Annotated in this window: 23 protein-coding genes; 18 read left to right on the forward strand and 5 right to left on the reverse strand. The window is 71.8% G+C overall.

Features of this window, described 5'->3' with window-relative positions:
* Positions 1–6 precede the first annotated feature (6 nt).
* The 10 genes from C2865_RS22010 (at position 7) to leuE (ending at position 11,113) form a co-directional block, all read left to right on the forward strand.
* Complete coding sequence (locus tag C2865_RS22010) at positions 7–870, forward strand: ABC transporter permease (RefSeq protein WP_106400427.1); 864 nt, start codon at positions 7–9, stop codon at positions 868–870.
* Complete coding sequence (locus C2865_RS22015) at positions 867–1,895, forward strand: MlaD family protein (RefSeq protein WP_106400428.1); 1,029 nt, start codon at positions 867–869, stop codon at positions 1,893–1,895. The genes C2865_RS22010 and C2865_RS22015 overlap by 4 nt, the downstream gene beginning before the upstream one ends.
* A complete protein-coding gene (locus C2865_RS22020) occupies positions 1,892–2,947 on the forward strand; it encodes an MCE family protein (protein WP_157963862.1) in 1,056 nt (351 codons plus the stop codon). Before C2865_RS22015 ends, C2865_RS22020 begins: the two co-directional genes overlap by 4 nt.
* Positions 2,947–3,981: an MlaD family protein gene (locus tag C2865_RS22025; RefSeq protein WP_106400430.1), complete on the forward strand. Its 1,035-nt coding sequence runs from the start codon at positions 2,947–2,949 to the stop codon at positions 3,979–3,981. Before C2865_RS22020 ends, C2865_RS22025 begins: the two co-directional genes overlap by 1 nt.
* The gene (locus C2865_RS22030) at positions 3,978–5,042 is read left to right on the forward strand and encodes an MCE family protein (protein WP_106400431.1); all 1,065 of its coding nucleotides are present in this window, start codon (positions 3,978–3,980) and stop codon (positions 5,040–5,042) included. The genes C2865_RS22025 and C2865_RS22030 overlap by 4 nt, the downstream gene beginning before the upstream one ends.
* Positions 5,039–6,082, forward strand: coding sequence for an MlaD family protein (locus C2865_RS22035; protein WP_157963863.1), 1,044 nt, complete (start codon positions 5,039–5,041; stop codon positions 6,080–6,082). The genes C2865_RS22030 and C2865_RS22035 overlap by 4 nt, the downstream gene beginning before the upstream one ends.
* Positions 6,082–7,374: an MCE family protein gene (locus tag C2865_RS22040; protein ID WP_106400433.1), complete on the forward strand. Its 1,293-nt coding sequence runs from the start codon at positions 6,082–6,084 to the stop codon at positions 7,372–7,374. The genes C2865_RS22035 and C2865_RS22040 overlap by 1 nt, the downstream gene beginning before the upstream one ends.
* A 16-nt stretch (positions 7,375–7,390) precedes the next feature.
* Positions 7,391–8,263, forward strand: a complete 873-nt coding sequence (locus tag C2865_RS22045) for a hypothetical protein (RefSeq protein WP_106400434.1) — start codon at positions 7,391–7,393, stop codon at positions 8,261–8,263.
* Positions 8,264–8,304: 41 nt separating this feature from the next.
* Positions 8,305–10,383: a coiled-coil domain-containing protein gene (locus C2865_RS22050; RefSeq protein WP_157963864.1), complete on the forward strand. Its 2,079-nt coding sequence runs from the start codon at positions 8,305–8,307 to the stop codon at positions 10,381–10,383.
* Between the two features lie 61 nt (positions 10,384–10,444).
* Entirely contained in the window at positions 10,445–11,113 is a 669-nt protein-coding gene (leuE, locus tag C2865_RS22055; RefSeq protein ID WP_106400436.1) for a leucine efflux protein LeuE, read from the forward strand.
* A gap of 65 nt (positions 11,114–11,178) precedes the next feature.
* Here the strand turns inward: leuE and C2865_RS22060 are convergent, their stop codons facing one another.
* Positions 11,179–12,201: a CHAP domain-containing protein gene (locus C2865_RS22060; RefSeq protein WP_106400437.1), complete on the reverse strand. Its 1,023-nt coding sequence runs from the start codon at positions 12,199–12,201 to the stop codon at positions 11,179–11,181.
* Positions 12,202–12,401: 200 nt separating this feature from the next.
* On the opposite strand from C2865_RS22060, the gene C2865_RS22065 reads away from it, so the two are divergent.
* Both C2865_RS22065 and C2865_RS22070 read left to right on the forward strand, forming a co-directional pair.
* A complete protein-coding gene (locus tag C2865_RS22065; protein WP_106400438.1) occupies positions 12,402–13,634 on the forward strand; it encodes an MFS transporter in 1,233 nt (410 codons plus the stop codon).
* A gap of 39 nt (positions 13,635–13,673) precedes the next feature.
* The gene (locus C2865_RS22070) at positions 13,674–14,471 is read left to right on the forward strand and encodes a hypothetical protein (protein WP_157963865.1); all 798 of its coding nucleotides are present in this window, start codon (positions 13,674–13,676) and stop codon (positions 14,469–14,471) included.
* A gap of 21 nt (positions 14,472–14,492) precedes the next feature.
* On the opposite strand, the gene C2865_RS22075 is transcribed toward C2865_RS22070, so the two are convergent.
* On the reverse strand, positions 14,493–16,919 hold the full coding sequence (locus C2865_RS22075) for a Tex family protein (RefSeq protein WP_106400440.1): 2,427 nt from the start codon (positions 16,917–16,919) through the stop codon (positions 14,493–14,495).
* Between the two features lie 254 nt (positions 16,920–17,173).
* Here C2865_RS22075 and yczR point away from each other — a divergent pair, with 254 nt between their 5' ends.
* From yczR to C2865_RS22090, 3 genes are all read left to right on the forward strand, one after another.
* Positions 17,174–18,619 carry a MocR-like transcription factor YczR gene (yczR, locus tag C2865_RS22080; RefSeq protein ID WP_106400441.1) on the forward strand — a complete coding sequence of 482 codons (1,446 nt, stop codon included), beginning with the start codon at positions 17,174–17,176 and terminating at the stop codon, positions 18,617–18,619.
* An 83-nt stretch (positions 18,620–18,702) separates the two neighbouring features.
* Positions 18,703–19,068 (forward strand): hypothetical protein, encoded by a 366-nt coding sequence (locus tag C2865_RS22085; protein ID WP_106400442.1) that lies wholly within the window; start codon positions 18,703–18,705, stop codon positions 19,066–19,068.
* Positions 19,061–19,453: a hypothetical protein gene (locus tag C2865_RS22090; protein ID WP_106400443.1), complete on the forward strand. Its 393-nt coding sequence runs from the start codon at positions 19,061–19,063 to the stop codon at positions 19,451–19,453. The genes C2865_RS22085 and C2865_RS22090 overlap by 8 nt, the downstream gene beginning before the upstream one ends.
* Positions 19,454–19,492: 39 nt before the next feature.
* Here the strand turns inward: C2865_RS22090 and C2865_RS22095 are convergent, their stop codons facing one another.
* On the reverse strand, positions 19,493–19,726 hold the full coding sequence (locus C2865_RS22095; protein ID WP_157963866.1) for a DUF5302 domain-containing protein: 234 nt from the start codon (positions 19,724–19,726) through the stop codon (positions 19,493–19,495).
* 41 nt (positions 19,727–19,767) lie between these two features.
* Positions 19,768–20,112, reverse strand: a complete 345-nt coding sequence (locus C2865_RS22100; protein ID WP_106400694.1) for an ankyrin repeat domain-containing protein — start codon at positions 20,110–20,112, stop codon at positions 19,768–19,770.
* 110 nt (positions 20,113–20,222) lie between these two features.
* Here C2865_RS22100 and C2865_RS22105 point away from each other — a divergent pair, with 110 nt between their 5' ends.
* The gene (locus C2865_RS22105; protein ID WP_106400445.1) at positions 20,223–20,897 is read left to right on the forward strand and encodes a DUF402 domain-containing protein; all 675 of its coding nucleotides are present in this window, start codon (positions 20,223–20,225) and stop codon (positions 20,895–20,897) included.
* A gap of 70 nt (positions 20,898–20,967) precedes the next feature.
* Here C2865_RS22105 and C2865_RS22110 read toward each other — a convergent pair whose 3' ends face one another.
* The gene (locus tag C2865_RS22110) at positions 20,968–22,173 is read right to left on the reverse strand and encodes a beta-ketoacyl-[acyl-carrier-protein] synthase family protein (protein WP_106400446.1); all 1,206 of its coding nucleotides are present in this window, start codon (positions 22,171–22,173) and stop codon (positions 20,968–20,970) included.
* Positions 22,174–22,368: 195 nt separating this feature from the next.
* Between C2865_RS22110 and C2865_RS22115 the strand changes: the two genes are divergently transcribed.
* A complete protein-coding gene (locus C2865_RS22115) occupies positions 22,369–22,983 on the forward strand; it encodes a helix-turn-helix transcriptional regulator (protein ID WP_106400447.1) in 615 nt (204 codons plus the stop codon).
* Between the two features lie 12 nt (positions 22,984–22,995).
* Positions 22,996–23,439, forward strand: coding sequence for a DUF3291 domain-containing protein (locus tag C2865_RS22120; RefSeq protein WP_106400448.1), 444 nt, complete (start codon positions 22,996–22,998; stop codon positions 23,437–23,439).
* The last annotated feature ends 12 nt before the right edge of the window (positions 23,440–23,451 follow it).

Below are 23,451 nucleotides of genomic sequence, written 5' to 3' on the forward strand. Positions count from 1 at the left end.
GACCGGATGCTGATCAACGCTCCCCGCAAGGCCGTGCTAGGCGTGACCCAGGGCTCCGCGGCCGCGGTCGAGAAGTTCGCCGGGCTCTCGGGCGTACCGCTCTTCCTCGGCCGGCTGCTGCTGTACCTGTTCCGCGACATCATCTTCCGCTTCAAGTACGCCAAGACGGTCGCCCAGCACGTCAGCGACATCGTCATCGGCGTCGGCGGCACCGTCGTGGGCGGCGGCATGGTCTTCGTGACCTTCACGATGTCGCTGTTCGTCGGCACCGAGGTGGGCCTGCAGGTCTACACCGGCCTGGAGGTCATCGGCGCCGAGTCGTTCATGGGCCTGGTCGGCAGCTTCATGAACGTCCGCGAGATCACCCCGATCATCGCCGCGATCGCCCTCGCCGCCCAGTGCGGCAGCGCGTTCACCGCCGAGCTCGGCGCGATGCGCATCAGCGAGGAGATCGACGCCCTGGAGGTGATGGGCATCAACTCCTTCGCCTACCTCATCGCCACCCGCGTCGCGGCCGCGCTCATCGCGCTCGTGCCGCTCTACCTGATCGCGCTGTTCGCGAGCTTCTTCGCCACCCGGTTCATCTCCACCTCGTTCTTCGGGCTGGCGCCGGGTGTCTACGACTACTACTTCCACCTCTATCTCCCCTTGAAGGACCTGGTGTTCAGCTGCATCAAGGTGGGGGTGTTCTCCTTCGCGGTCATCGCCATCCACTGCTACTACGGCTTCTACGCCACCGGCGGCCCCGTCGGAGTCGGCACGGCCGCCGGCCGCGCGATCCGCCTGTCGATCGTGGCGATCGTGACGCTCAACCTGCTGCTGTCCTACGTGTTCTGGGGCCAGGGCGGATCGGTGAGGTTGTCCGGATGAAAGAACGTTCCCTGCGGACCAGGGCCACCATCGCGCTGGTCACCGTCCTCGTGACGAGCCTGGTGCTGTACATCCTGATCTTCAAGCCCTTCAAGAGCGAGGGGCCGCGGTTCACCGCCATGTTCGGCCAGGCCGGACAGGGCCTGAGCACCGCCTCCCCGGTGAAGGTGCGGGGCATGCACGTCGGCAGGATCAGCGAGATCGAGCTGCTGCCCAACGGCCGCGCCCGCATCACCATGACGATGGACGAGGGCGTGCGGGTCCCCGACACGGCGACCGCCTCGCTGGAGCCCGAGTCGGTGTTCGGGCCCAAGTTCATCAACCTGCTGCTGGGCGCGCACGAGACCTCCGGGCCCTTCCTGAAGCCCGGATCCCAGATCGCGAAGACCTCCGACCCGCGCGACCTCAACGACCTGCTGGCCGACGCCAACACCACGCTGGCGGCGCTGGACCCCGCGGACATCTCGGTCGTCATCCACACCCTCGCCGAAGGGCTCGGCGGCCAGGGCCAGAACCTGCGGGAGACGCTGGACAGCGCCGAGACCATCATCGAGGTCGCGCACGAGAACCGCGGCAACGCCAAGGCGTTCCTGGACGACCTGGCCAGGCTGGCGAGCATCCAGGGCGCGGGCCAGGACATCGCCTCGATCGTCGCCGACACCAACGCGGTCATCGACACCGCGGCGAACGGGGACGGCAGGCTGCGCGACTTCGCCGCGAACGTCTCGGGCATCTCCTCCCTGGTCGCCCACGGCTTCCGCTCCCACGGCGGAGACCTGCGCGCGGGGTTCCGCTCGAGCGAGCGGGCGGTCGGCGTCATCCACGCCCAGCTCGGCCTGCTCGGACCCGCGCTGCGCACCGGCAACAACCTGCTGCCCGTCTACAAGCAGGTGAGCTGGCCCACCGCGCCCGGAGGCAGGCGGATGCTCGCCATCAAGGTGCTGCTGCCCGCCAACCCCTGCGCGATCGTGCTCGGGGTCTGCCCGAGCCCGACCACCGAAAAGAAGAAGGGAGGTCGGCGGTGAGCACCAACGCGCGTTCGAAACAACGCCGGTCGACCCTCATCCGGCTCGCCGTGTTCTTCGCGGTGACCGGCACCCTGACGTTCCTCATCGGCAGCCAGATCGCCCGGATCTCCTTCGGCGGCGGCTACCGGCTCGTCGCGGTCTTCGACGACGCCACCGGGCTGATCGACGGCGACGTCGTCAAGATCGCCGGCGCCCCGGTCGGCCAGGTCGACACCGTCAGGGTCGAGAAGGGCAAGGCGGTGGTCACCCTGACCGTCGACGAGCGGTACCGCGTCCCGGCCGACAGCGAGGTGGCCATCAACTGGCGCAACGCCATCGGCCAGCGGGTCGTCTACGTCATCCCCGGCACCAGCGCCGAGAAGATCAAGGACAACGCCAGGATCACCAAGACCCGGTCGGTGGTGGACATCGGCGAGCTGGTCGACCAGCTCGCCCCGCTGGCCAAGAGCCTCGACCCCGAGCAGCTCAACCAGATCCTCACCTCCATCTACCTGGCGCTGGACGGCAACAAGGAGAACGTCACCCAGCTCATCAGCGACGTCGACCAGCTCGCCTCCACCATCGCCGCCCGCCGCACCACGCTGACGCAGATGCTGGAGAGCTACACGACGGTCACCGGGGTGATCTCCCGCCGCGACGACCAGATCCGCCAGATGACCGACAACCTGGTCGAGATGTCGGACGCGTTCGTGCGCAACCGCAAGCTGATCGACAGCTCCCTGGTGGAGCTCGGCCGCATGTTCCACACCTCCGACGAGCTGCTCGCCGGCAACAGCGAGCAGCTGCGCCAGGTCATCGCCGGACTCGCGGTCGTCGCCGAGGGCGTGGACGAGAACACCAAGAGCATCAACAACGTGCTCGACCTGGCCGGACCCAAGCTCCAGCGGCTGTTCGCGGTCTTCGACGAGGGCGAGTACGCCAAGGGCGCGGTCGCCTGCCTCACCCTCGTCGAGCAGAAGAGCTGCCCCTATCCGGTCGTCCTGAAGGACTACCAGGGCAACCCGCAGAGCCCTGACACCATGCGCAAGATCCTGGTCGGGGGTAACTGATGGCGCTGAAGTCCTTCCGCGACCGCCCGCCCATCCTGGTGGGCCTGGTCTCCCTGCTGGTCATCGGCCTGGTCCTGACCACCGTCTTCCTCACCGGCACCATGGGGCTGCTGAAGAACCGCTACGAGATGAGCGGGATCTTCACCGACACCGGCGGCCTCAAGGACGGCAACGACGTGCTCGTCGCCGGCGTCCTGGTCGGCGAGGTCACCTCCGTCGAGCCCGACTTCGAGGCCGGCCACGTGCTGGTGCGGTGGAAGGTCGACCACGGCATCGAACTGGGGCCGCAGACCCGCGCCGAGATCAGGATGGTCAACATCCTCGGCGGCAGGTACATCCGCCTCGCCGGCCCGGTGCCCGACAAGGGCCCCTACATGGAGGACCTCTCCGAGGCCGAGCGCCGCATCCCGGTGGGGCGCACCCAGATCCCCATCACCGTCAACGACGCGCTCAAGGACGGCGCCACCGCGATCAAGGGCCTGGACGCCAAGACGTTCGCCAAGGTGCTCGACCAGCTCGACGGGCTGTCGGACGAGAGCAAGAAGCAGCTCGCCCACGCGGTGGGGCGGCTCGTCGAGATCGCGGAGGAGCTCAACAACAGCGACGCGAAGGTCAGCGAACTGCTCGACAACAGCGACCGGATCATCAAGACCGTCCAGGACAAGGACGCCTCGTTGTCCCGGCTGGTGAACAACGCGATGACGCTGATCGACACCCTGCGCCGGCGCAAGACCCAGCTGACCCTGCTGCTGGGCAGCGGCAGCGCCGCGGTGAACGAGGTGGACCGGCTGATCAAGAACCAGCAGAAGCAGCTCAACGGGATCATCAGCGACCTGCAGGGCACGATGAAGGCCCTGGACCCCAAGGTCGACGACCTGAACACCGCGCTGGCCTGGGCGGGGCCCGCCATGACGGGCTTCTCCAACATCGGCAACTACGGCAACTACGCGGACGTCATCTTCACCCAGCTCGGCCAGCTCAACGGCACCGACCTGGCCAAGCTCTCGGGGATGCTCAAGGGGGCGAAGAAATGAGAAGACCCCTCTCGGCCCTGCTGGCCCTGTCCCTGACGGCCGCGCTCGGCGGCTGCTCGGCGGTCGGCGGGTCCGGCACCTACACCCTGACCGCCTACTTCACCAAGACGCCGTCGCTGTACGAGAAGTCGCGGGTCAAGGTGATGGGCGCCAACGTCGGCACCATCGACAAGATCGAGGTCGACCAGGCCACCCAGAAGGTCAAGGTCACCCTGAGCGTCCGCGGCGACGTGCCGGTCCCGGCCGACGCGAACGCGGCGGTCGTGTCGGCCAACACCATCGGCGAACGCAACATCGTGCTGTACCCGGCGTGGAAGCCCGGCATGCAGAAGATCAAGCCGGGCACGGTCATCCCCGAGGAGCGCACCGACCTGCCGGTCGAGATCGACGACGCGCTGGACGCCTTCACCACGCTCGCCCAGTCCATCGACCCCGAGAAGCTGGGCTCCACCTTCCGGGGCGGCGCGGACATGCTGCGCGACAACGGCGAGGACATCAACGGCGCGCTGCAGACCGTCGGCGACCTGACCGGCGACCTGGCCGCGCAGGACGAGCGCATCATCTCGCTGGCCACCTCGCTCAACGAGCTGGCCGGTTCGCTCAACGAGCGGGACGACAAGCTCAAGGCGTTGTTCAAGGCGTTCAACGACGCCGGCGGCATGCTGGCCGACGAACGCAACCAGCTGCGCGGCTTCCTGGCCGGCCTCGAGGCGGTGATCCGCCAGGGCGACGTGATCGTGGAGGTCTACCACGAGAAGCTGCCGTCCACGGTCACCGACCTGTCGGAGATCGTGATGACGATGAAGGCCAACTCCGGCTCCGTGGGCCAGGCCATCGAGGGGATGGCCCGCCTCACCCAGGCGGTGACCAAGGCCTACGACCCCAAGCGCAAGCTCGTCACCATCCGGCTGCAGCTCAGCGCGATCACGCGGGCGTGGCTCCAGCCGATCTTCACCGCGGCGGGCTGGGGCGAGCTGCCCTGCCTCGACCAGCCCTTCGGCAACTGCGACGACACGATCACGAAGAAGGCCAAAAAGAAGAAGAAGGCGGGGGGCTCGTGAAGAAGATCCTCGTCGTGACGGTGCTGGCCGTCTCGACCGGCGCCTGCTCCGTCACCACCCTGGGCGCGCCCAAGGGCGGCTTCGAGTTCAAGGCCGAGTTCACCGACGTGCAGAGCCTCGTCGTGGGGCACAGCGTGCAGATCTCCGACGTGTCGATCGGCACCGTCACCGACATCGAGCTCGAGTCGGACTTCCGCGCGCACGTGACCATGGAACTGGAACCCGGCCGGAGGATCCCGCTGGGGGCGACGGCGGCGGTCGCCAAGACCTCGCTGCTGGGCGAGAACTACATCAAGATCGTCCTGCCGCCCGGCAAGACGCTGGAGAGCACCCCCTCCCTCAAGGAGGGCGAGGTCATCACCCAGACCTCCGTCCAGCCCGACCTGGAGAGCATCTCGGCGAAGGTCGGCCCGATCCTCGCCTCGATGGGCGGCCAGGACCTCAGCCAGATCGTCGACGCGGTCGCGGTGGCGGTCAGGGACAAGGGGCCGCAGCTCAACAAGCTCATCAAGCAGATCTCCGACGTCTCCGACAGCTACGCGGCGGCGGCGAAGGACCTGCAGACCACCATCGACGGGTTCGCCCGCCTGGGCGACGCGCTGGAGAAGAACAGCTCCGAGCTCGACCGGCTGCCCGGGCGGCTGGTGCTGGCCACCGACCGCATCGAACGCGACCGCAAGGAGCTGAAGACCGCGGTCCAGGACCTGGTGGAGCTCGGCGAGGCGTTCAACTCCACGGTCCACTCCCGGCACGCCACCCGGCTGAAGACCCTGCTGGGCAAGGTCGACCGGATCCTGGAATCGATGATCCGCGGCAGGAAGACGCTCAAGGCGCTGGTGGAGAGCCTGCACGGCGGGCTGCTGGCGGCGCCGTCGCTGACCTACAAGAGCCAGGGCCTGATGCAGGCCTGGCTGGCCGGGTTCATCGACTTCAACGCCGACTCCAGCCACATCACCGCCAACGACGGCGCCGGAAGGCCCGTCGACCTGTCGATCACGGCACGGCGCGCGCTGTCGCCGGTCTCGGACAAGGGGAACTGATGCGGCCCAGGATCGTGATCAACCTGATCTCCTTCGCCGCGCTCGGCGTGGTGTTGTGCATCTGGGCGCTGACCAGCATCGTGTCCGTCGACGCCCTGCGCAAGCCCTTCACCGTCCGCGTCGAGTTCGCCTCCTCGCCGGGCCTGCGGTCCGACCTGGAGGTCGCCTACCTCGGCGTCAGGGTCGGCTCGGTGGACAAGGTCACGCAGGGCACCGGCATGGTGCTCGTCGACATGCACCTGGACCGCGGCACGGTCGTGCCGTCCAACGCCAAGGCCGCGGTGCTGCGCAAGTCGGCGATCGGCGAGCCCTACATCGCGATGGAACCGGGTGACGGCGAGCCGGAGCGCCCCCTGCGGGAGGGCGACCGCATCCCGCTGTCGCGCACCAGCGTCACGGTGAACTACAAGGAGCTGTTCGACAGCGTCGGAGGCCTGCTGAAGGCCGTCGATCCCAAGGACGCCGACACCGTCATCCACGAGCTGGCGCTCGGCCTGTCCGGGCGGGACAACACCCTGCGCGACCTGATCGGCGACGCGCACCAGCTGACCGGCACCCTCGCCGAGAACGCCGAGGTCCTCGACGAGCTCTCCGTGCAGCTCACCGCGCTCGCCCAGGTCCTGGCCGACGGCGGCCCGGACCTGGCGGCCGGCCTGGACGGGCTGGCGGCGTTCAGCACCGAGCTGTCCGGGCAGCGCAAGAACCTCGACAGCGTCCTGGACCGGGGACCGCAGTTCCTGTCCCAGGTGCAGAAGCTGGTCGAGGCCGGCCGGCCCGGGATGAGCTGCCTGCTGACCGCGCTGGGCACCCCCTCCACGCCGCTGTTCACCCCGAAGGCCAGCCGGGACCTCAGCACCGCCCTGGGCCTGCTGCACTCCCGCTTCCCGAAGATCGTCAAGAACGTGATCGAGACGGAGCCGAGCGGCCGCCCCTACGCGCGGGTCACCGCGGCGATCGTCGGTGCGGGACCGGTGTCGGCGGCCAAGGAGTACGTCCCGCCGCTGCAGGGGGCCACGGCGCCCAACCTCTACTACTGTACGAAGGCGTACAAGACCAGCGATCTCGAAGAGAAGGCCGACCAGGCCAGGACGAAGAACGAGCCGCAGACGACAGCCCGGTCCGGCCCGTTCACCGCGGTCGAGGCGCCGGAGCCGACCCAGGCCGAGCCGGTCTCCGACGAGTCCGCGCTGGGCCGCTGGTTGCCGGTCCTGCCGATCGTGCTGGCCGCCGCGGCTCTGGCTCTGACCGCCCGCCGTACCCTCGGCGTCATCCGCCGCCGCGCCAGGCGCTGAACCCCCGGGAGAACAGATGAGCAAGACCACCGAGACCGAAGAAGCTCTCGAGGGCGCCGAGGCGCTGGAGACCGGGAAGGCCCAGGCGGGGAAGGCCGAGGCTGAGAAGCCGGAGGTCGAGAAGCCGGAGGTCGAGAAGGCCGAGGCGGGGAAGCCGGAGGCCGGCGAGCCGGAGGCGGAGGAGAGCCCGGTGGAGATCGTCGCCGCGGACGAGTCCGCGGCGAGGGACACGGACGAGGACGAGAAGGACGGCGCGCTTCCGGCGGCGAAGGACGGCGGGGCGAAGGACGGCGAGCCCGCCAAGCGGGGCCTGCGGGACCGGCTGAACGGCGGCGTCGTCGGGGTGCTGGCCCTGATCGCCCTGGTCGCCTCGCTGGCGACCTCGGCGTTCCTGTGGACCTCCTACTCCGGGGCGTCGGAGGAGCTGGACACCCAGCAGCAGGTCCGCACCCGTTCCGCGGAGTTCTCCCGCGCCTTCCTGCTGTACGAGAAGTCCGACCTCCAGGGCTGGGAGAAGCGGCTGACCGCGCTGGCCGCCCCGGACTACCGCAACGCCATCGGCCAGGCGGTGAAGATGCAGTTCCCGGTCATCACCAGCCTCGAGGCGAGCTCCGACGTCACGGTCCGCGAGGTGTTCCTCAACGACTTCGACGGCACCGTCGCCAAGGCGATGGTGGTCGCCGACACCCAGGTGAACAGCAAGGAGTTCGTGCGCACCGTCACCGGGATGCGGCTCCTGGTGGAGCTGAACCAGGTGAAGGGCGAGTGGCTGGTCAGCGGGGTGGGCGTGCTGGGCATCGACAACGAGACGATGACCGACCACGAGGGCAACGAGGTGGACCCGTCCAAGGTCGAAGTGCCGGAAGTGGCCCCGACCGGCGCTCCCTGACCGGTTCGCCGGAGCACGTCGGAATGTGAGACGTTACGGCCATGAGCTCGGAGGAACTTCAGCAGCGGATCTCTGTGGAGTACGCCCCCCTGGTGGCGCTGTACCAGCTCCTGGAGGACCGCGGCAGAGAGCCGGGCTCGGCCGCCGCTCCCGGGCCCGACTGGAACTCCCGGCTCATGGCGCTGCGGGCGCTGCGCGAGGGCGCACTGCCGGGCGACCGGGACGCCCTGGCGGGCGCGCTGCTGGACCCCGCGCACCGGGACGTCCGGCAGGTCGCGGTCGTCACCTCCCCGGACCGGCTCGCCGAACTGGTGGCCGAGTCCGTCCGGCTGGGGGAGCGGGTGCTGCTGTTCGGTGATCCGGCGCGGGTGCCCGGCGGGCTCCTGGCGGTCGACGCGGCACTGCGTCCGGTGGGGCCGCGCTGGGAGGAGGAGCTGCAGGCCCTGCGCCGCGACCTGCTGAGGCTGGAGCAGTGGCCGGGCGACCTGGCCGCGCTGGAGGCCGCCGAGGCCGAGACGGCGCGCAGGCAGGCCGCCGCCGCCGAGGAGGAGCGGCGGTTGAAGGCCGAGCTGGAGTCCCTGCGGGCGGAACGCGAGCAGGCGTCCGCGGCGACGGCGCGGGCGGTCGAGGAACGCGAGGCGGCGGCCGCCGCCGAGCTGCAGGCCGGAGCCGTGGCCGCCCGCTGCCTGGAGACCTTCACCGGGGCGAGGAGCGCCGCGGACGCCGCGGCACGGCAGTCCGCGGCGGCCTCGTCCGCGGCGGGCGAGGCCGCGCGGCGGCTCGCCGAGGTGGAGCAGCGGCTCGCGGCGCTGCGGGTGGAGGCCGCCTCGGCGCGGCAGATGCAGGGCGACCTGGGGGAGCGGCTGGAACGGGCCAGGGCGAGCCTGCCCGAGGTCACCGCCGAGGCCGAGCGGATCAGCGGCCTCGCCGCCGAGGCCGAGGCGCTGCGCCACGCCACCTACTACCGGCTGGCCGGCGCGGAGTCCTCGCTGGCCGCCGAGCGCAAGCGCCAGAACTTCGCCCAGCGGCTGCACCTGGCGCCGGGCCGCCCGCAGCTGTCCGAGCTGCGCGCGCTGGTGGCGTCCCGCAAGCTCGACGCCGAGCAGGCGCTGGCCCGGGCGAACGAGCTGAACGAGGCGAGGCAGCGGGCCGAGGGCGAACGGGCCGGGCTCACCGCCTTCCTGGAGCAGGGCGGCCGGGAGATGGAGGCGGCGCGGGAGGCGCAGCGCCGGCTGACCGAGGAGCTGCCGCGCCTGGAGGCCGAGCTCGCCCCGCTGGCCGCCGAGCACGAGCGGCTGGCCGCGCTGGCCGCTGAGGCCGCGGCGGAGGCGGCGCGCGCGGCCGAGCCCGCCGACCGGGCCAGGGCCGAGGGCATGGCCGCGGAGGAGCGCCTGACGGCCGCCCGCGCCGCGCTGAGCGAGGCCGAGGCCGCGGTCGCGCGGGCCCGGGAGCACGAGCCGGAGCTGGACCGCCGCCTGGCCGGATGCGAGGCGGAGCTGGAGCGGCACGAGGCGGCCGGCGCCGAGGCCGTGGCGCAGGCCCGCCGCGAGCAGGAGGCCGCGCGCGAGACCGTCGAGCGCCACCGCCGGGAGATCGAGGAGCTCCTGGCGGGGGAGGACGAGGAGGCCTGGCGGGAGCGGGCGTCGGCGCGGCGCGACCTGCTCGCCGACGCTCCGGCGGAGGCGGCCCAGGTGGTCTGCGCGGCGCCCGACGCGCTCCCGCCGGGGGAGTACGACGTGCTGTTCGTCGACGCGGCCGAGACCGTCACCGACGGCGACTTCCTGCTGGGCGCCGTCCGCACCCGCCGGCAGGTGCTGGTGGGCACGCCCGAGGGGGGAGCGCCCGCGGCCGCCACGGTGCTGCGCGACCTCCTGGACGCGCTGCACTCCCTGGCCGGGACGGTCGGGACGGACGGGCTCACCGCGGGCGCCGCCGCCGAACGCGAGCGGCTGCGGCCGGGCCTGTGGGAGGGGCACTACGCCGAGCGCCATGCCAAGATCGTCCGCCGCCTCTCCGGGCTGGGGCTCGACCCGGTCGCGGCGCTCGAGCGGGCGGTGGCCGAACGGCTGGAGACGAGCCTCTACCGGCGCTGCCTGGACGCGGTGGCCCGGCCGGAGTGACCCGGGCGGCGGAGGGGGATTCCCTTCCGGCCGAAGTCGGCCAAATGGCACACTGAACGGCATGTTCGGCATCACCGACCTCACGACCTACACCGTGGGCGCCTTCCTGATCATCCTGCTCCCCGGCCCCAACTCCCTGTACACGCTGTCCGTGGCCGCCGGGCAGGGCGTGCGGCGCGGCTACCGCGCGGCGTGCGGGGTGTTCCTCGGCGACTCGGTGCTGATGCTGCTGACCGCCGTCGGGGCGGCGTCCCTGCTGAAGGCCAACCCCGTGGTGTTCTCCGCGGTCAAGTACCTCGGCGGGGCCTACCTGGCCTGGCTGGCGATCGGCCTGCTCCGCGCCGCCTGGGGCATGTGGCGGGACCGCTCCCGCGGGACGGGCCGAGCGGCTCCCGCCGCGGTGGCGGAGGAGACGGCGGCGGAGGAAGGCCGCACCTTCCGCCGCGCGCTGCTGATCAGCCTGCTGAACCCGAAGGCGATCCTGTTCTTCCTCTCCTTCTTCGTCCAGTTCGTCGACCCGGCCTACCCCTATCCGGCGGTGTCGTTCCTGGTCCTCGCGGCGATCCTGCAGGTCTTCAGCATGCTCTACCTGACCGCCCTCATCTTCGGCGGCACCTGGCTGGCCGAGGCGTTCCGCCGCCGCAGGCGCCTGTCGGCCGCCGCCACCTCCGCGGTGGGCCTGGGCTTCCTGGGCTTCGCCGCCAAGCTCGCCACCTCCACCGCCGGCTGACCGCCCGGAACGCCGAGAGGCGCAGGCCCGCGGGCCTGCGCCTCCTCGCGCTCGCGGGGGCGCCGCTACGGGCGGCGGCCGGTGAGCTGGGCGTTGGTCTCGGCGGTCTGGGTGACCGCGGAGTGCAGGTCGGTCCAGAAGCCGAGCTCCTCGTCCTCCTTGAGGTGGGCGATGCGGCCCCAGAACTCGCGGTCCTCGACCTCCTGGGCGACCTGGGCCGAGATGGCGGGCATCATCAGGGTGTCGTTCTCGGCGTCTTCCAGGTCGTAGCGGGTCATCTCCGCGGGCATCCTGACCGGCGGGGCGCCGGAGGTGCGGTGGTGGCGTCCGCGCTTGCGCACCCGGACCTCGGGGGCGTTGGCCACAGCGGCCGGGACCTTCACCGCGGCGGCCTTGGCCAGCCCCGCGGCGAGCACGCCCAGGATCGCCAGCCCGACCACGCCGGTGAGCGCCGCCTCCTTGACGGGCAGGTCGGCCGCGCCGGAGTCCTGGCGGGCCTGCACCGCGGCCTGGGTGTCGGTGCGGGGAGCCTGGGCCAGCTGCTCGACCGACGGCGCGGGAGCCGAGTGCCTGGGCTGGTAGGCCTGCTGGGCCAGGGTCTCCTGGTAGTTCATCCCGGCCACCTCGACCTTGCCCGGGTAGCCGTAGCCGACGATGTCGGAGGAGTCGCGCTCGCGGCGGGCCAGGGTGTCCTGGGTGTTGGCCTCGATGGTGTGGACGGTGCCGTCCTCGCCGACCTTCTCCACGATGCCCACATGCTGGATGGAGCCGATGTCCTTGGCGCCCGACCAGTTGAAGAAGACGATGGCGCCCGGCTCGGGGGCGGTGCCCCAGGCGTCGTTGTCCTTGAACCACGAGGCGTGGTCCTGGGTGGCGGCGAACTGCCCGGCGAAGTCGGTGAGCCCGGCCTTGTCGGCGGCCCAGGCGAGGAACATGTCACACCAGGGGGCGGTGGTGAAGTACGAGTTGGCGTCCTCGTCGATGTTCTTCGTCCACCAGTCGCCGAACTTGGTGTAACCACCGGCCTTCTCGGTGTAGCCCAGTTCGCTCTTCGCGATGTCCAGGAGCTTCTGGCCTACCGGATCCACGTGCTTACTCCTTGTTCCGCGACCTTCGAGGGTCGATCACGGCTCGATCTCGGAAGAATGTACTCAAGGTAACTGACATGGGCAAGCGGTACTGAAAGATACGTCCGGTCCGGGTCAAGTCGTGACGGCTTCGCGTAAGGAAAAAGTTTTCCCAGGTCAAGGGCTCCTGGCAGACTGTCCACCCGGAGGTAAGGAACCACATGAAGCTAGAGCCTTACCGGCAGGTGTTCGCCCTGCCGGGGTTGCGCGGTCTCATGACCGTGGGCACACTCGCCCGGATCCCGGTGGCGGCGACCGGGATCGCCCTGACCCTGCACGTGACCCTCACCCTGGGCCAGGGGTTCTTCAAGGCGGGGCTGGTCGGTGCCGCCTGCACCCTCGGGGTGGCGATCGGCGCGCCGATCGCCGGACGCATCATGGACCGGTACGGGATGCGCCCGGTCCTGCTGGCCACCATGCTGGCGCAGCTGTGCTTCTGGCCGCTGGCCGGGTTCCTGCCGTACTGGCCGCTGCTGGGCGGCGCGCTGCTCGCCGGCCTGCTGGCCCTGCCGGTGTTCGGGCTCACCCGGCAGTGCCTGGCCGCGATGGTCCCCGAGGAGCAGCGCCGCACCGCGTTCTCGCTGGACTCGATGCTGGTCGAGATCGGCTTCATCGTCGGTCCCGCCTTCGCCACGGCCGCGGTCGGGCTGCTGGGCAGCGGCTGGACGTTCGCCATGATCGGCCTGGGCATGGCCGCGGCGGGAACGGCCCTCATCGTGCTGAACCCGCCGATCCGCACCGAGGAGGAGGCGAAGGCGGCGCTGGCCGGGGGCTCCGCCCCGGTGTCCCGGCGGTCCTGGCTCACCATCCCGATGCTGGCGCTGCTGCTGGTGACGTTCTCGGCCACGTTCCTCGTCGCGGCCACCGAGCTGGGCATCATCGCGGTGCTCACCGAGGGCGACGCGGTGAACTGGACGGGCCTGGCCATCGGGCTGTGGTGCCTGTGGTCGCTGGTCGGCGGCTTCGTCTACGGCGGGCTCCCGCGCGGCCTGCCCGCCCCGGTGCTCATCGGGGCGATGGCCGTGCTGACCCTGCCGCTGGTGCTGGTCACCGACTGGCGGTGGCTGATCCTGGCGCTCATCCCATCGGGACTGCTGTGCGCGCCCTCGTTGTCGACGACCGTGGACGCCATGTCCCGGTGGGTGCCGGCCCGGGTGCGGGGCGAGGCGATGGGCCTGCACAGCACCGCGATGACGCTCGGTCTGGCCTGCGCGACCCCCGCCGCGGGCTGGGTGATCGACGAGGCAGGCTCCGGGTGGGCGTTCGTGCTGGCGGGCGGCGTGGGCGTGACGGTCGCCGTGGTCTCGGGGCTGGTCTGGCGCGGCGGCTCCGGCGGGTCAAGGTCCCCGGTGGCGAAGGAGACAGGAGATCCGGTCACTTCGGCTGTCGCCTGATCCCGCCGGTCAGGGCACAATTTGGACGGGAGGCGCTCGATGAAGCCGTACCGTTCGAGAACCGCAGGACTCGTGCTGGGTCTCGCCCTGGCGGCCGCCGGGTGCGGCGGCGAGGCGGATCCGCGGCCTTCGCCGGCCCCGACCGCCCCGTCTGCCCCGTCGGCACCTGCGCCGCCGCCCGCCGCGGCGGAGTCAGCACCGCCCCCGCGTTCGCCGGCGTCGCGGTCCCCGTCCCGGGGAAGCCTGCTGCCCAGCGGCTACCTGCCGCTGTGGCCCTTCACCGACCTGGCGGACTCCCGCTCGTTCCGGGCGGACGAGGACGGGCGGTGGAACCTGGACGCGGGCGCCACCGCGCTCGCGTTCACCCGCTCCTACCTCGGGCTCGCCGGGATCGACCGGGTCACCAGCAGGTCGGTCGGCGCCGTGGAGGCCAGGATCGGCGTCGGTTACCGGGCCGAGGGCGGCGCCCTCACCGCCGCGGTCGTCCATCTGTTCCGCGCGGGCGGGTCGCCCGACGGGCCGTGGGAGGTCGTCGGCACCGACGACACCACCCTCAGCCTCACCACCCCCTCCTACGGGGCGAGGGCGTCCTCCCCCGTCGCGGTGGCGGGCCGCATCACCGGCGTGGACGAGAACCTGCGGGCCAGGCTCGTGCACCCGCACGCCGGCGACCCGCTCGGGGAGTACTGCTGCCTGCCCGCCGGAGGGCGGGACGCCCGCTGGCGGCTGGCCCTGCCGTTCACCGGCGGGATCGAGGAGGTCGCCACCCTCGTGGTGTGGACGGGCGGCCATGTGGCCGAGGTGGAGCGGTTCGCGGTGACCGGGATCCGCCCCTGACCGCCCGTCCCGACACGCGTCCTAGGCCAGGCCCGCCCGGCGCAGCGCGTCGGCCAGAGCGCCCGAGGGCTCCTCGCGCCGCCCGGCGCCGCCCTTGCCCCTGCCGCCGCTGCGACCGCCCTGGCCGTTCCTGCCGCCCTGGGCTCCTTGGCCGTTCCTGCCGCCCTGGCCGTTCTGGCTGTTCCTGCCGCCCTGACCGCCCTGGGCGTTCTGGCCGCCCTGGCCGTTCTGGGGCCGGCCGCGCCGCTCGTCCCCGCCGCGGCCCTCGCCGCGCCGGCCGCGCGGCGACTCCTCGTCCAGGCGCAGGGTGAGGGAGATGCGCTTGCGCTGCAGATCGACCTCCAGCACCTTCACGCGCACCACGTCGCCGGGCTTGACGACCTCGCGCGGGTCGCTGACGAAGGTGTTCGACAGCTGGCTGACGTGGGCGAGGCCGTCCTGGTGCACGCCGACGTCGATGAACGCGCCGAACGCCGCGACGTTGGTGACCACGCCCTCCAGCAGCATGCCGGGCTCGAGGTCGGTGAGCTTCTCGACGCCGTCCTTGAAGGCGGCGGTCTTGAAGGCGGGGCGCGGGTCGCGTCCGGGCTTCTCCAGCTCGGCCAGGATGTCGGTGACCGTGGGCAGCCCGAAGGTGTCGTCGACGAAGTCCTGCGGCCGCAGCGTGCGCAGGGAGCTGCTGCCGATCAGCTCCTTGAGGCCGGTGCCGGTGGCCTCCAGGATGCGGCGCACCACCGGATAGGCCTCGGGGTGCACGGCCGAGGAGTCCAGCGGGTCCTCGCCGCCGGGGATGCGCAGGAAGCCCGCGCACTGCTCGAAGGCCTTGGGACCCAGGCGCGGCACGTCCTTCAGCGACCGGCGGCTGCGGAACGGGCCGTTGGCGTCGCGGTGGGCCACGATGCTCTCGGCCAGGCCGGTGCTGACGCCCGAGACCCGGGTCAGCAGCGGCACCGAGGCGGTGTTGACGTCCACGCCGACGGCGTTCACGCAGTCCTCGACGACGGCCTTGAGGGAGCGGGAGAGCTTGGTCTCGGCCAGGTCGTGCTGGTACTGGCCGACGCCGATGGACTTGGGGTCGATCTTCACCAGCTCGGCCAGGGGGTCCTGCAGCCGGCGTGCGATGGAGACCGCGCCGCGCAGCGAGACGTCCAGGTCCGGCAGCTCCTGGGCGGCGTAGGCCGAGGCGGAGTACACCGAGGCGCCCGCCTCCGAGACCATGATCTTGGTGACGCCGGGGACCAGCTTGGCCAGCTCGCCCGCGAGCCGGTCGGTCTCGCGGGAGGCGGTGCCGTTGCCGATCGCCACCAGCTCCACGCCGTGCGCCTTGACCAGCTCGGCCAGCTTCGCCAGCGAGGCGTCCCACTGGCGGCGCGGCTCGTGCGGGTAGATCGTGTCGGTCGCCACGACCTTGCCGGTGGCGTCGACCACCGCGACCTTCACCCCGGTGCGCAGGCCCGGGTCCAGGCCCATGGTGGTGCGGGTCCCGGCGGGCGCGGCCAGCAGCAGGTCGCGGAGGTTGGCGGCGAAGACCCGCACGGCCTCCTCCTCGGCGGCCTCCCACAGCCGGGTGCGCACGTCGCCTCCCACGTGCACCTGGATGCGCACGCGCCAGGCCCGCCGGACGGTGTCCAGCAGCCACCGGTCGGCGGGGCGGCCCCGGTCGGCGATGCCGAAGCGCAGGGCGATGCTCCGCTCGAAGGAGCTCGGGCCCTCCACCGGCTCCTCGGGCTCCAGGACGAGCTCGAGGACCTTCTCCTTCTCGCCGCGGAACAACGCCAGGGCGCGGTGGGAGGGGAGGTCGGTGAACGGCTCGGCGAAGTCGAAGTAGTCGGAGAACTTGGCCCCGGCCTCCTCCTTGCCCTCCACGACGCGGGAGACCAGCCGCCCGCCGTTCCACATGCGCTCGCGCAGCTCGCCGATGAGCTCGCCGTCCTCGGAGAACCTCTCCATCAGGATGAACCGGGCGCCCTCCAGCGCGGCGGCGGCGTCGGGGACCTGCTCGTTGACGAACCCGGCGGCCAGGTCGTCCGGGTTGTGGGACGGGTCTTCCAGCAGGGTGAGGGCGAGCGGCTCGAGGCCGGCCTCGCGGGCGATCTGGGCCTTGGTGCGGCGCTTGGGCTTGTAGGGGAGGTAGAGGTCCTCCAGGCGGGCCTTGGAGTCGGCCGTGCGGAGCTGCGCCTCGAGCTCCTCGGTCAGCTTGCCCTGGGAGCGGACGGACTCCAGTACGGCCGTGCGGCGCTCCTCCAGCTCGCGCAGGTAGCCCAGGCGCTCCTCGAGCGTGCGCAGCTGGGTGTCGTCGAGGGCCCCCGTGGCCTCCTTGCGGTAGCGGGCGATGAAGGGAACGGTCGAGCCGCCGTCGAGCAGCTCGACCGCCACCTCAACCTGCCGCTCCCGCACATCCAACTCGTCCGCGATACGCCGGTGAATGCTCGGCAGACTCAAGCTCATGGCTGCATTCTTCCGGCTCCGGGGAGTGCTTGTCGCCCCGAACGTGACGACGCGCGCCGTGGCCGCGGCGGGAGGTCCAGTCGCGGCCGTCCCGGGAGTCGGCGCCGAAGAGCGGTCCGAGCACCGCGAGAAGCACGAAGAAGATCAGCGCGTAGACCATGATGGCTCCTGAGTGGTGGGGGATTTCCGGGCCATTTCCATTAAGCAGGGCCATTGACTTGTCTGTGAAGAGCCAATCAGGCAAAGTGGCCTGTATGGGTGATGTGAGGTATGTCAGTGGACTGCAACTGGCCAGGCTGCTGGGCGAGCTCCCGGCGGAACGGCCCTTCTACGCGGTGCTCGCCGCGGGAGTCCGGGCGCTGATCCAGGACGGGCGGCTGCCCCTGGGCGTCCGGCTGCCCGCCGAACGCGACCTGGCCGTCGCGCTGTCGGTCAGCCGCACCACCGTCACCTCCGCCTATGACGCCCTGCGCGAGGACGGCTACGTCTCCAGCCGGCAGGGCTCGGGCAGCTGGACGACGCTGCCGCCGGTCGCGATGGCGCACCATTCCCCGGCCACCGCCTTCACCGCGACCCCCGTGGGGTCGCATTCCGACACCATCGACCTGGGCTGCGCCGCGCCCGGCGCGCCCGGGGTCTTCGCCGAGGCGGTCGACGCCGCGGTGCGGGAGCTGCCCCGCTACTCCTGCGGAGCCGGCTACCAGCCCGCCGGGCTGCCCGTACTGCGCGCCGCCATCGCCGAGCGCTACACCGCGCGCGGCGTGCCCACCCGGCCCGAGGAGATCGTCATCACCACCGGCGCGCAGCAGGCCTGCGACCTGCTGGTCCGCACCCTGGTCGACCGGGGCGACGCGGTGATGCTGGAGCGCCCCACCTACCCGCACGTGCTCAGCGCGCTGCGCTCCCGCGGCGCGCGGCTCGTCCCGGTGGGCGTCGCCGACGGCTGGGACCTCGACCTGATCGCCGCCGGGATGCGGCAGGCCGCCGTCCGGCTGGGCTACTTCATCCCCGACTTCCAGAACCCCACCGGCCACCTGATGTCCCAGCCGGACCGGGCGGCGCTGGTGGAGGCGGCCCGCGCCGCCCAGGGCCAGCTCGTCATCGACGAGGCCTTCGCCGAGCTCGGCCTCGACGCCGACGCCGGCGTGCCCGTCGCCGCCCACGACACCGGAGGCCGGGTGATCACGGTCGGCTCGGCGTCCAAGCTCTTCTGGGGCGGCCTGCGGATCGGCTGGATCCGCACCACCGTCCCGCTCGCCCGCAGGCTCGCCTCCGCCCGCGAGCCCCTGGACATCTCCTCCCCGGTCCTGGAACAGCTGATCACCGCGGAGCTGTTCCGGCGGCTGGAGGAGGTGCGGGCGGAGCGGAAGGCCGGGCTGACGGCCTCTCGTGACGCCCTGGTCGCGGCGCTGGAGGCCAGGCTGCCCGCCTGGCGCTTCACCGTGCCGGTGGGCGGCATGACGGTGTGGGCGAGACTGCCGGCCCCGGTGGCCTCGGCGTTCTGCGAGGTGGCGCTGCGGCACGGCGTCCGGATCGTCCCCGGTCCGGTCTTCGGCGCCGACGGCGTGCTGGAGGACGCCGTCCGGCTGCCCTACGTCCTGCGGCCCGACACCATGCGCGAGGCGGTCGAGCGCATGGCCGCGGCCTACACCGAGGCCGAGGCGCTGCCCGCCGCCCGCTCCCTGCCCGCCTTCGTCTGACGGGTCGTGCCCGGGGCGGTTCGGTCGCCTCCCGCGGCGGTTGTACGGTAAGTCCGCCGGAACGAGAGAAGTGGGGGGAGCCGATGGTCGGCTGGCTCGCGGGGACCATGATCGCGCTGTCGCTGGCGGCCGCGGTGTGGTTCCTGGTGCTCTCGGCCCGGGACAAGCCGATCCAGGCCGTGCACCTGCTGGCCATGGCGGTGCTGGAGGTCGGGCTGCTGGTCCAGGTGATCACGGCTGCCGTCCTGCTGACGGGCGGGCACGGCCCGGAGGGCAAGGGCACCTTCGTCGGCTACCTGGCGGGCTCGCTGGTGGTGCTGCCCGTCGGCGCGTTCCTGGGCGCGGGGGAGCGCAGCAAGTGGGGCTCGGTGGCGGCGGGCGTGGCCTGCCTGACCGTGCCGGTGGTCATCCTGCGCATGCAGGACCTGTGGAGCGGCACCGGTGTCTGAGCTGTCCAGCGGGCCGGGACGCGCCCTCGTCGCGGTCTACGCGGTCTTCACCCTGTCGGCGGGCGCCCGTTCGGGCGTCCAGCTGGCCACCGGCTTCGACCACGCGCCCGTGGCCTACCTGCTGTCCGCGGTCGCCGCGCTGATCTACCTGCTGGCCACCTTCGCGCTGTGGACCTCGCGCCGCCGGATCGCGCTGGCGGCCGTCGGCGTCGAGCTCGCCGGCGTCCTGGGCATCGGCCTGTACAGCGTGCTCGACCCCGGATCCTTCCCCGAGCCCACCGTCTGGTCGCAGTTCGGGGCCGGGTACGGGTACATCCCGCTGATCCTGCCCGTCCTGGGCCTGTGGTGGCTGCGCCGGGGCGCGAAGGAGCCCGCGAACGGGTGAGGGCTCCGGCCCCCACCCGTCCCCGTGGCGTGCCGGGTGTCAGCCGCCCGCCTTGCGGCGGAAGGTGCGCTTGCCCCCGCCCTGGTTCTGCGTTCCGTGGATCTTGGAGCCGCCCGGGCCGCCTCCGGTACCGGCGTGGCGCGCGTTCTGCTTGCGCTCCAGCGCCTCCCGGAACCTGCGCTTGGCCGCCTCCTCCGGGGTCTCTTCCGGTGTCTCCTCCGAGGCCTTCTCCTCGGACACGCCGGTCTGTTCGTCATGCTCTTGATCAGCCATGTGTCCAGCTTGCCACGCCTTCACCGGTACCGGCGCCAGGGTCAGGCGTCGAACCAGGAGAGGAACTCGGTGTTGCCGAACATGCGGGCGGTGTCACGGGCGGAGGGCTGCCCGGCGTCGGGGGACGCCCCGCCGTCCAGCAGGGCGCGCACGACCTCGGGTTCCTTCTTGAAGACCGCCCCGGCCAGCGGACGCTGCCCCCGGTCGTTGGCCCGCTCGGGATCGGCGCCCAGCTCCAGCAGCATCCGGACGGTCGCCGCGTGCCCGTGGTAGGCGGCGAGCATCAGCAGGGTGTCGCCCGTGCCGTTCGTCAGGTTCGGCGGCACGCCCGCCTCCACGTAGGCGCGCAGCCGCTCGGTCTCCCCGGTCCTGGCCAGGTCGAACATCCTCGTCGCGAACTCCTCGAGTTCGGCGTCGCTCTCTTCGTTCGTCACAGGTACGACCTTTCCCCAGCCTCGCAGACGAGAAGTCCCACGGAGCTGATTCAATCAGTGTCATGACGACGCAGCACGACCTGGAGACCCTTCGGTTCGCCCCCGGGCAGGTCATCCTGCACCGCCAGTTCACCGGGGACCGGCTCGTCTACGTCCGGGCCGTCCGGGTGGTCGACCACGACGAGCGGGGCCTGCGGTTGTGGATCCCGCGGGACACCGCGATGTCCCTGACGCTGACCGCCGACGGGCGCGGGCTGCGGGACATGCCGTTCGCCGAGTGGGTGAAGGTGGAGCGCACGCTCACCGAGACGCGCTGGCGGGGGCCGAACATCTTCATGTTCATGCCGGCGGGGGCGGCGCACTCGGTGCTCTTCTTCTGGTACCCGGCCGAGGAGTTCTTCGGCTGGTACGTCAACCTGGAGGAGCCCGGGGTCCCGTGGCGGGACGAGACCGCCGCCGGGATCGACATCTGCGACCAGGACCTCGACATCTGGGTCGACCGGGACCGCAGCTGGTCCTGGAAGGACGAGCACGAGCTGGCCGAGCGGCTCGCCTTCCCCGACGACTACTGGGTCTCCGACGAGCACGCGGTGCGGGCCGAGGGCCTGCGGGTGGCCGAGAAGATCGAGAAGGGGGAGTTCCCCTTCGACGGCACCTGGTGCGACTTCCGGCCCGACCCGCGGTGGCGGGTGCCCGCCGGGCTGCCGCCGGGCTGGGAACGCCCGCGCGCCCGCTGAACGACCGGCGCGGGGCGGCCCGTCCGGACCACCCCGCTTTTTCCGCTTCACCGCGGTCGGCTGAACCCGGTCAGGGAGTGATGACCAGGGAGACGTTGTGGCCGCCGAAGCCGAAGCTGTTGGCGACCGCCGCGCGGACCGGCATGCGCCGAGCGCCGCCCCTGGCGATCTCGACCTTGATCTCGGGGTCGAGCTCCTCGAGGTTGAGCACGCCGGGGATGATCCCGTCGCGCACCGACAGCAGCGCGCTCATCGCGCCCAGCGCGCCGCTGGCGCCGATGAGGTGCCCGGTCATCGACTTGGTGGCGGTGACCACCGGGTGCGAGCCCAGCGCGGCGGCGATGGCCTCGGCCTCGGCGACGTCGCCCTGCGGCGTGGAGGTGGCGTGCGCGTGCACGTGGTCGATGTCCAGCGGGGACAGGCCCGCGTCCTCCAGCGCGGCGCGGATCGCCCTGGACTGGCCCTCGGGGTGCGAGGCGGTGATGTGGTCGGCGCTGGAGGTGATGCCCGACCCGGCGATCCGGCCGTGGACCGTCGCGCCGCGCGCGGCGGCGAACTCGGCGCTCTCCAGGACCATGACGGCCGCGCCCTCGCCCATGACGAACCCGTCGCGGGTGACGTCGAAGGGGCGGGAGGCGGTCTCGGGCGAGTCGTTGCGGGTGGACAGGGCGCGCATCTGGGCGAAGGCCGCCATGGTGAGCTGGTGCACGCAGGCCTCGGCTCCGCCGGTGACGACGACGTCGGCGCGGCCCAGCCGGATCAGGTCGGCGGCCATCGCGACGGCCTCGGCGCCGGCCGCGCAGGCGCTGACCGGGGTCCGGGCACCGCCCTTGGCGCCGATGTCCATGCTCACGTAGGCGGACGGGCCGTTGGGCATGAGCATCGGGATGGTGTTGGGGGAGACCCGCCGGGGCCCGCTCTCGTTGATGACCTGGCTCTGGCCCAGCAGGGTGGTGGCGCCGCCGATGCCGGTGCCGATGACCACGGCCAGGCGCGTCGGGTCGACCTCGGGCCGTCCCGCGGACTCCCAGGCCTCGCGTCCGGCGACCAGCGCCATCTGCTCCACCCGGTCCAGGCGGCGGGCCTCGACCCTGCTGAGCACCTCGGTCGGCTCGACCTTGAGCCGGCCCGCGATCCGGGAGGGCAGCTCGCCCGCCCACTCGTCCTCGATCAGGGTGACCCCGGACCGCCCCGCGAGCAGCGCCTCCCAGGTGCCGGGCAGGTCGCCGCCCAGGGGGGTGGTCGCGCCCAGGCCGGTGACGACTGCTTCACGCATGGTGTTCTCCCGTCTAGTTCTCACAAACCGATTTCGCCTCGGGGGTCGAGACCGGTTCACCGGATCCTCAGTCTGCCAGGGGGTAGCGCGATTCCCGCTACAGATCATGAACCAAGCTGACGGGTAGCCTCTTGTAGGGAACCTATAAATTGATCTTGAAACTTCCGGGTTTTGCGGCGCTTCTAGTATGGCGGGGTGAGCATCGAGGCGATCGCGCTGCTGAACGATCCCGTCCGGCGCGGGCTGTACGAGTACGTGGTGTCCCGCGGGCATGACGTGGGGCGGAACGAGGCGGCAGAGGCGGCGGGCGTCCAGCGCACCCTGGCCGCCTTCCACCTGGACAAGCTCGTCGAGGCGGGCCTGCTGGATGCGGTCTTCCGCCGGCCCGGGGGGCGCGGCGGGCCCGGCGCGGGCCGCCCCGCCAAGTACTACCGGCGGGCCTCGGGTGAGTTCGCGGTGAGCGTCCCGCCCCGCGACTACCGGACGGCCGCGTCGCTGCTGGCCGAGGCCGTCGAGCGGGCGGGGCTGGACGAGAGGGCGGAGGAGGCGGCCCGCGCCCGCGGCCGCGCGTGCTCGGGCGGCCCGGAGGAGGTGCTGCGGGAGCGCGGCTACGAGCCGTATGAGGAGGAAGGCGTCCTGCGCATGCGCAACTGCCCGTTCCACCTGCTGGCCGAGGAGCACCCGGTGCTGGTGTGCTCGATGAACCTCGCCCTGGTGGAGGGTGTCGTCGAGGGGACGGGCTGGAGGGCGCGCATGGACCCGGCTCCGGGAAGATGCTGTGTGGCGGTTTCTAAAACCAACGAGATTTGACATATTGGTGCCATGCAGCTCGCCCAATACAACATCGCCCGGCTCGCGGCGCCCCTCGCCGACGCCGCCAACCGCGATTTCGTCGCCAACCTGGACCGCGTCAACGCACTCGCCGACGAGTCGCCCGGATTCGTCTGGCGGCTCGTGGACGAGGCGGGTGACGGCACCTTCCATCCCTACGACGACCACCAGGTCATCGTCACCATGAGCGTCTGGGAGTCCCGGCAGGCGCTCTTCGACTTCACCTACCGCAGCGGCCACCTGGAGTTCCTCCGCCGCAGGCGCGAGTGGTTCGGGCACTCCGAGGCCCCCACGATCGTGTTGTGGTGGGTCCCCGACGGGCACGTCCCCACCGTCGAGGAGGGCAAGGCCCGCCTGGAGCTGCTCCGCGCCCAGGGGCCCACTCCCGAGGCCTTCACCTTCCGCGAGGACTTCGAGCCCGCCGCGGTTCGTTAGACTCCCGGGGCC

The organism is Actinocorallia populi (assembly GCF_002995495.1).
Classification (GTDB): Bacteria; Actinomycetota; Actinomycetes; order Streptosporangiales; family Streptosporangiaceae; genus Actinocorallia; species Actinocorallia populi.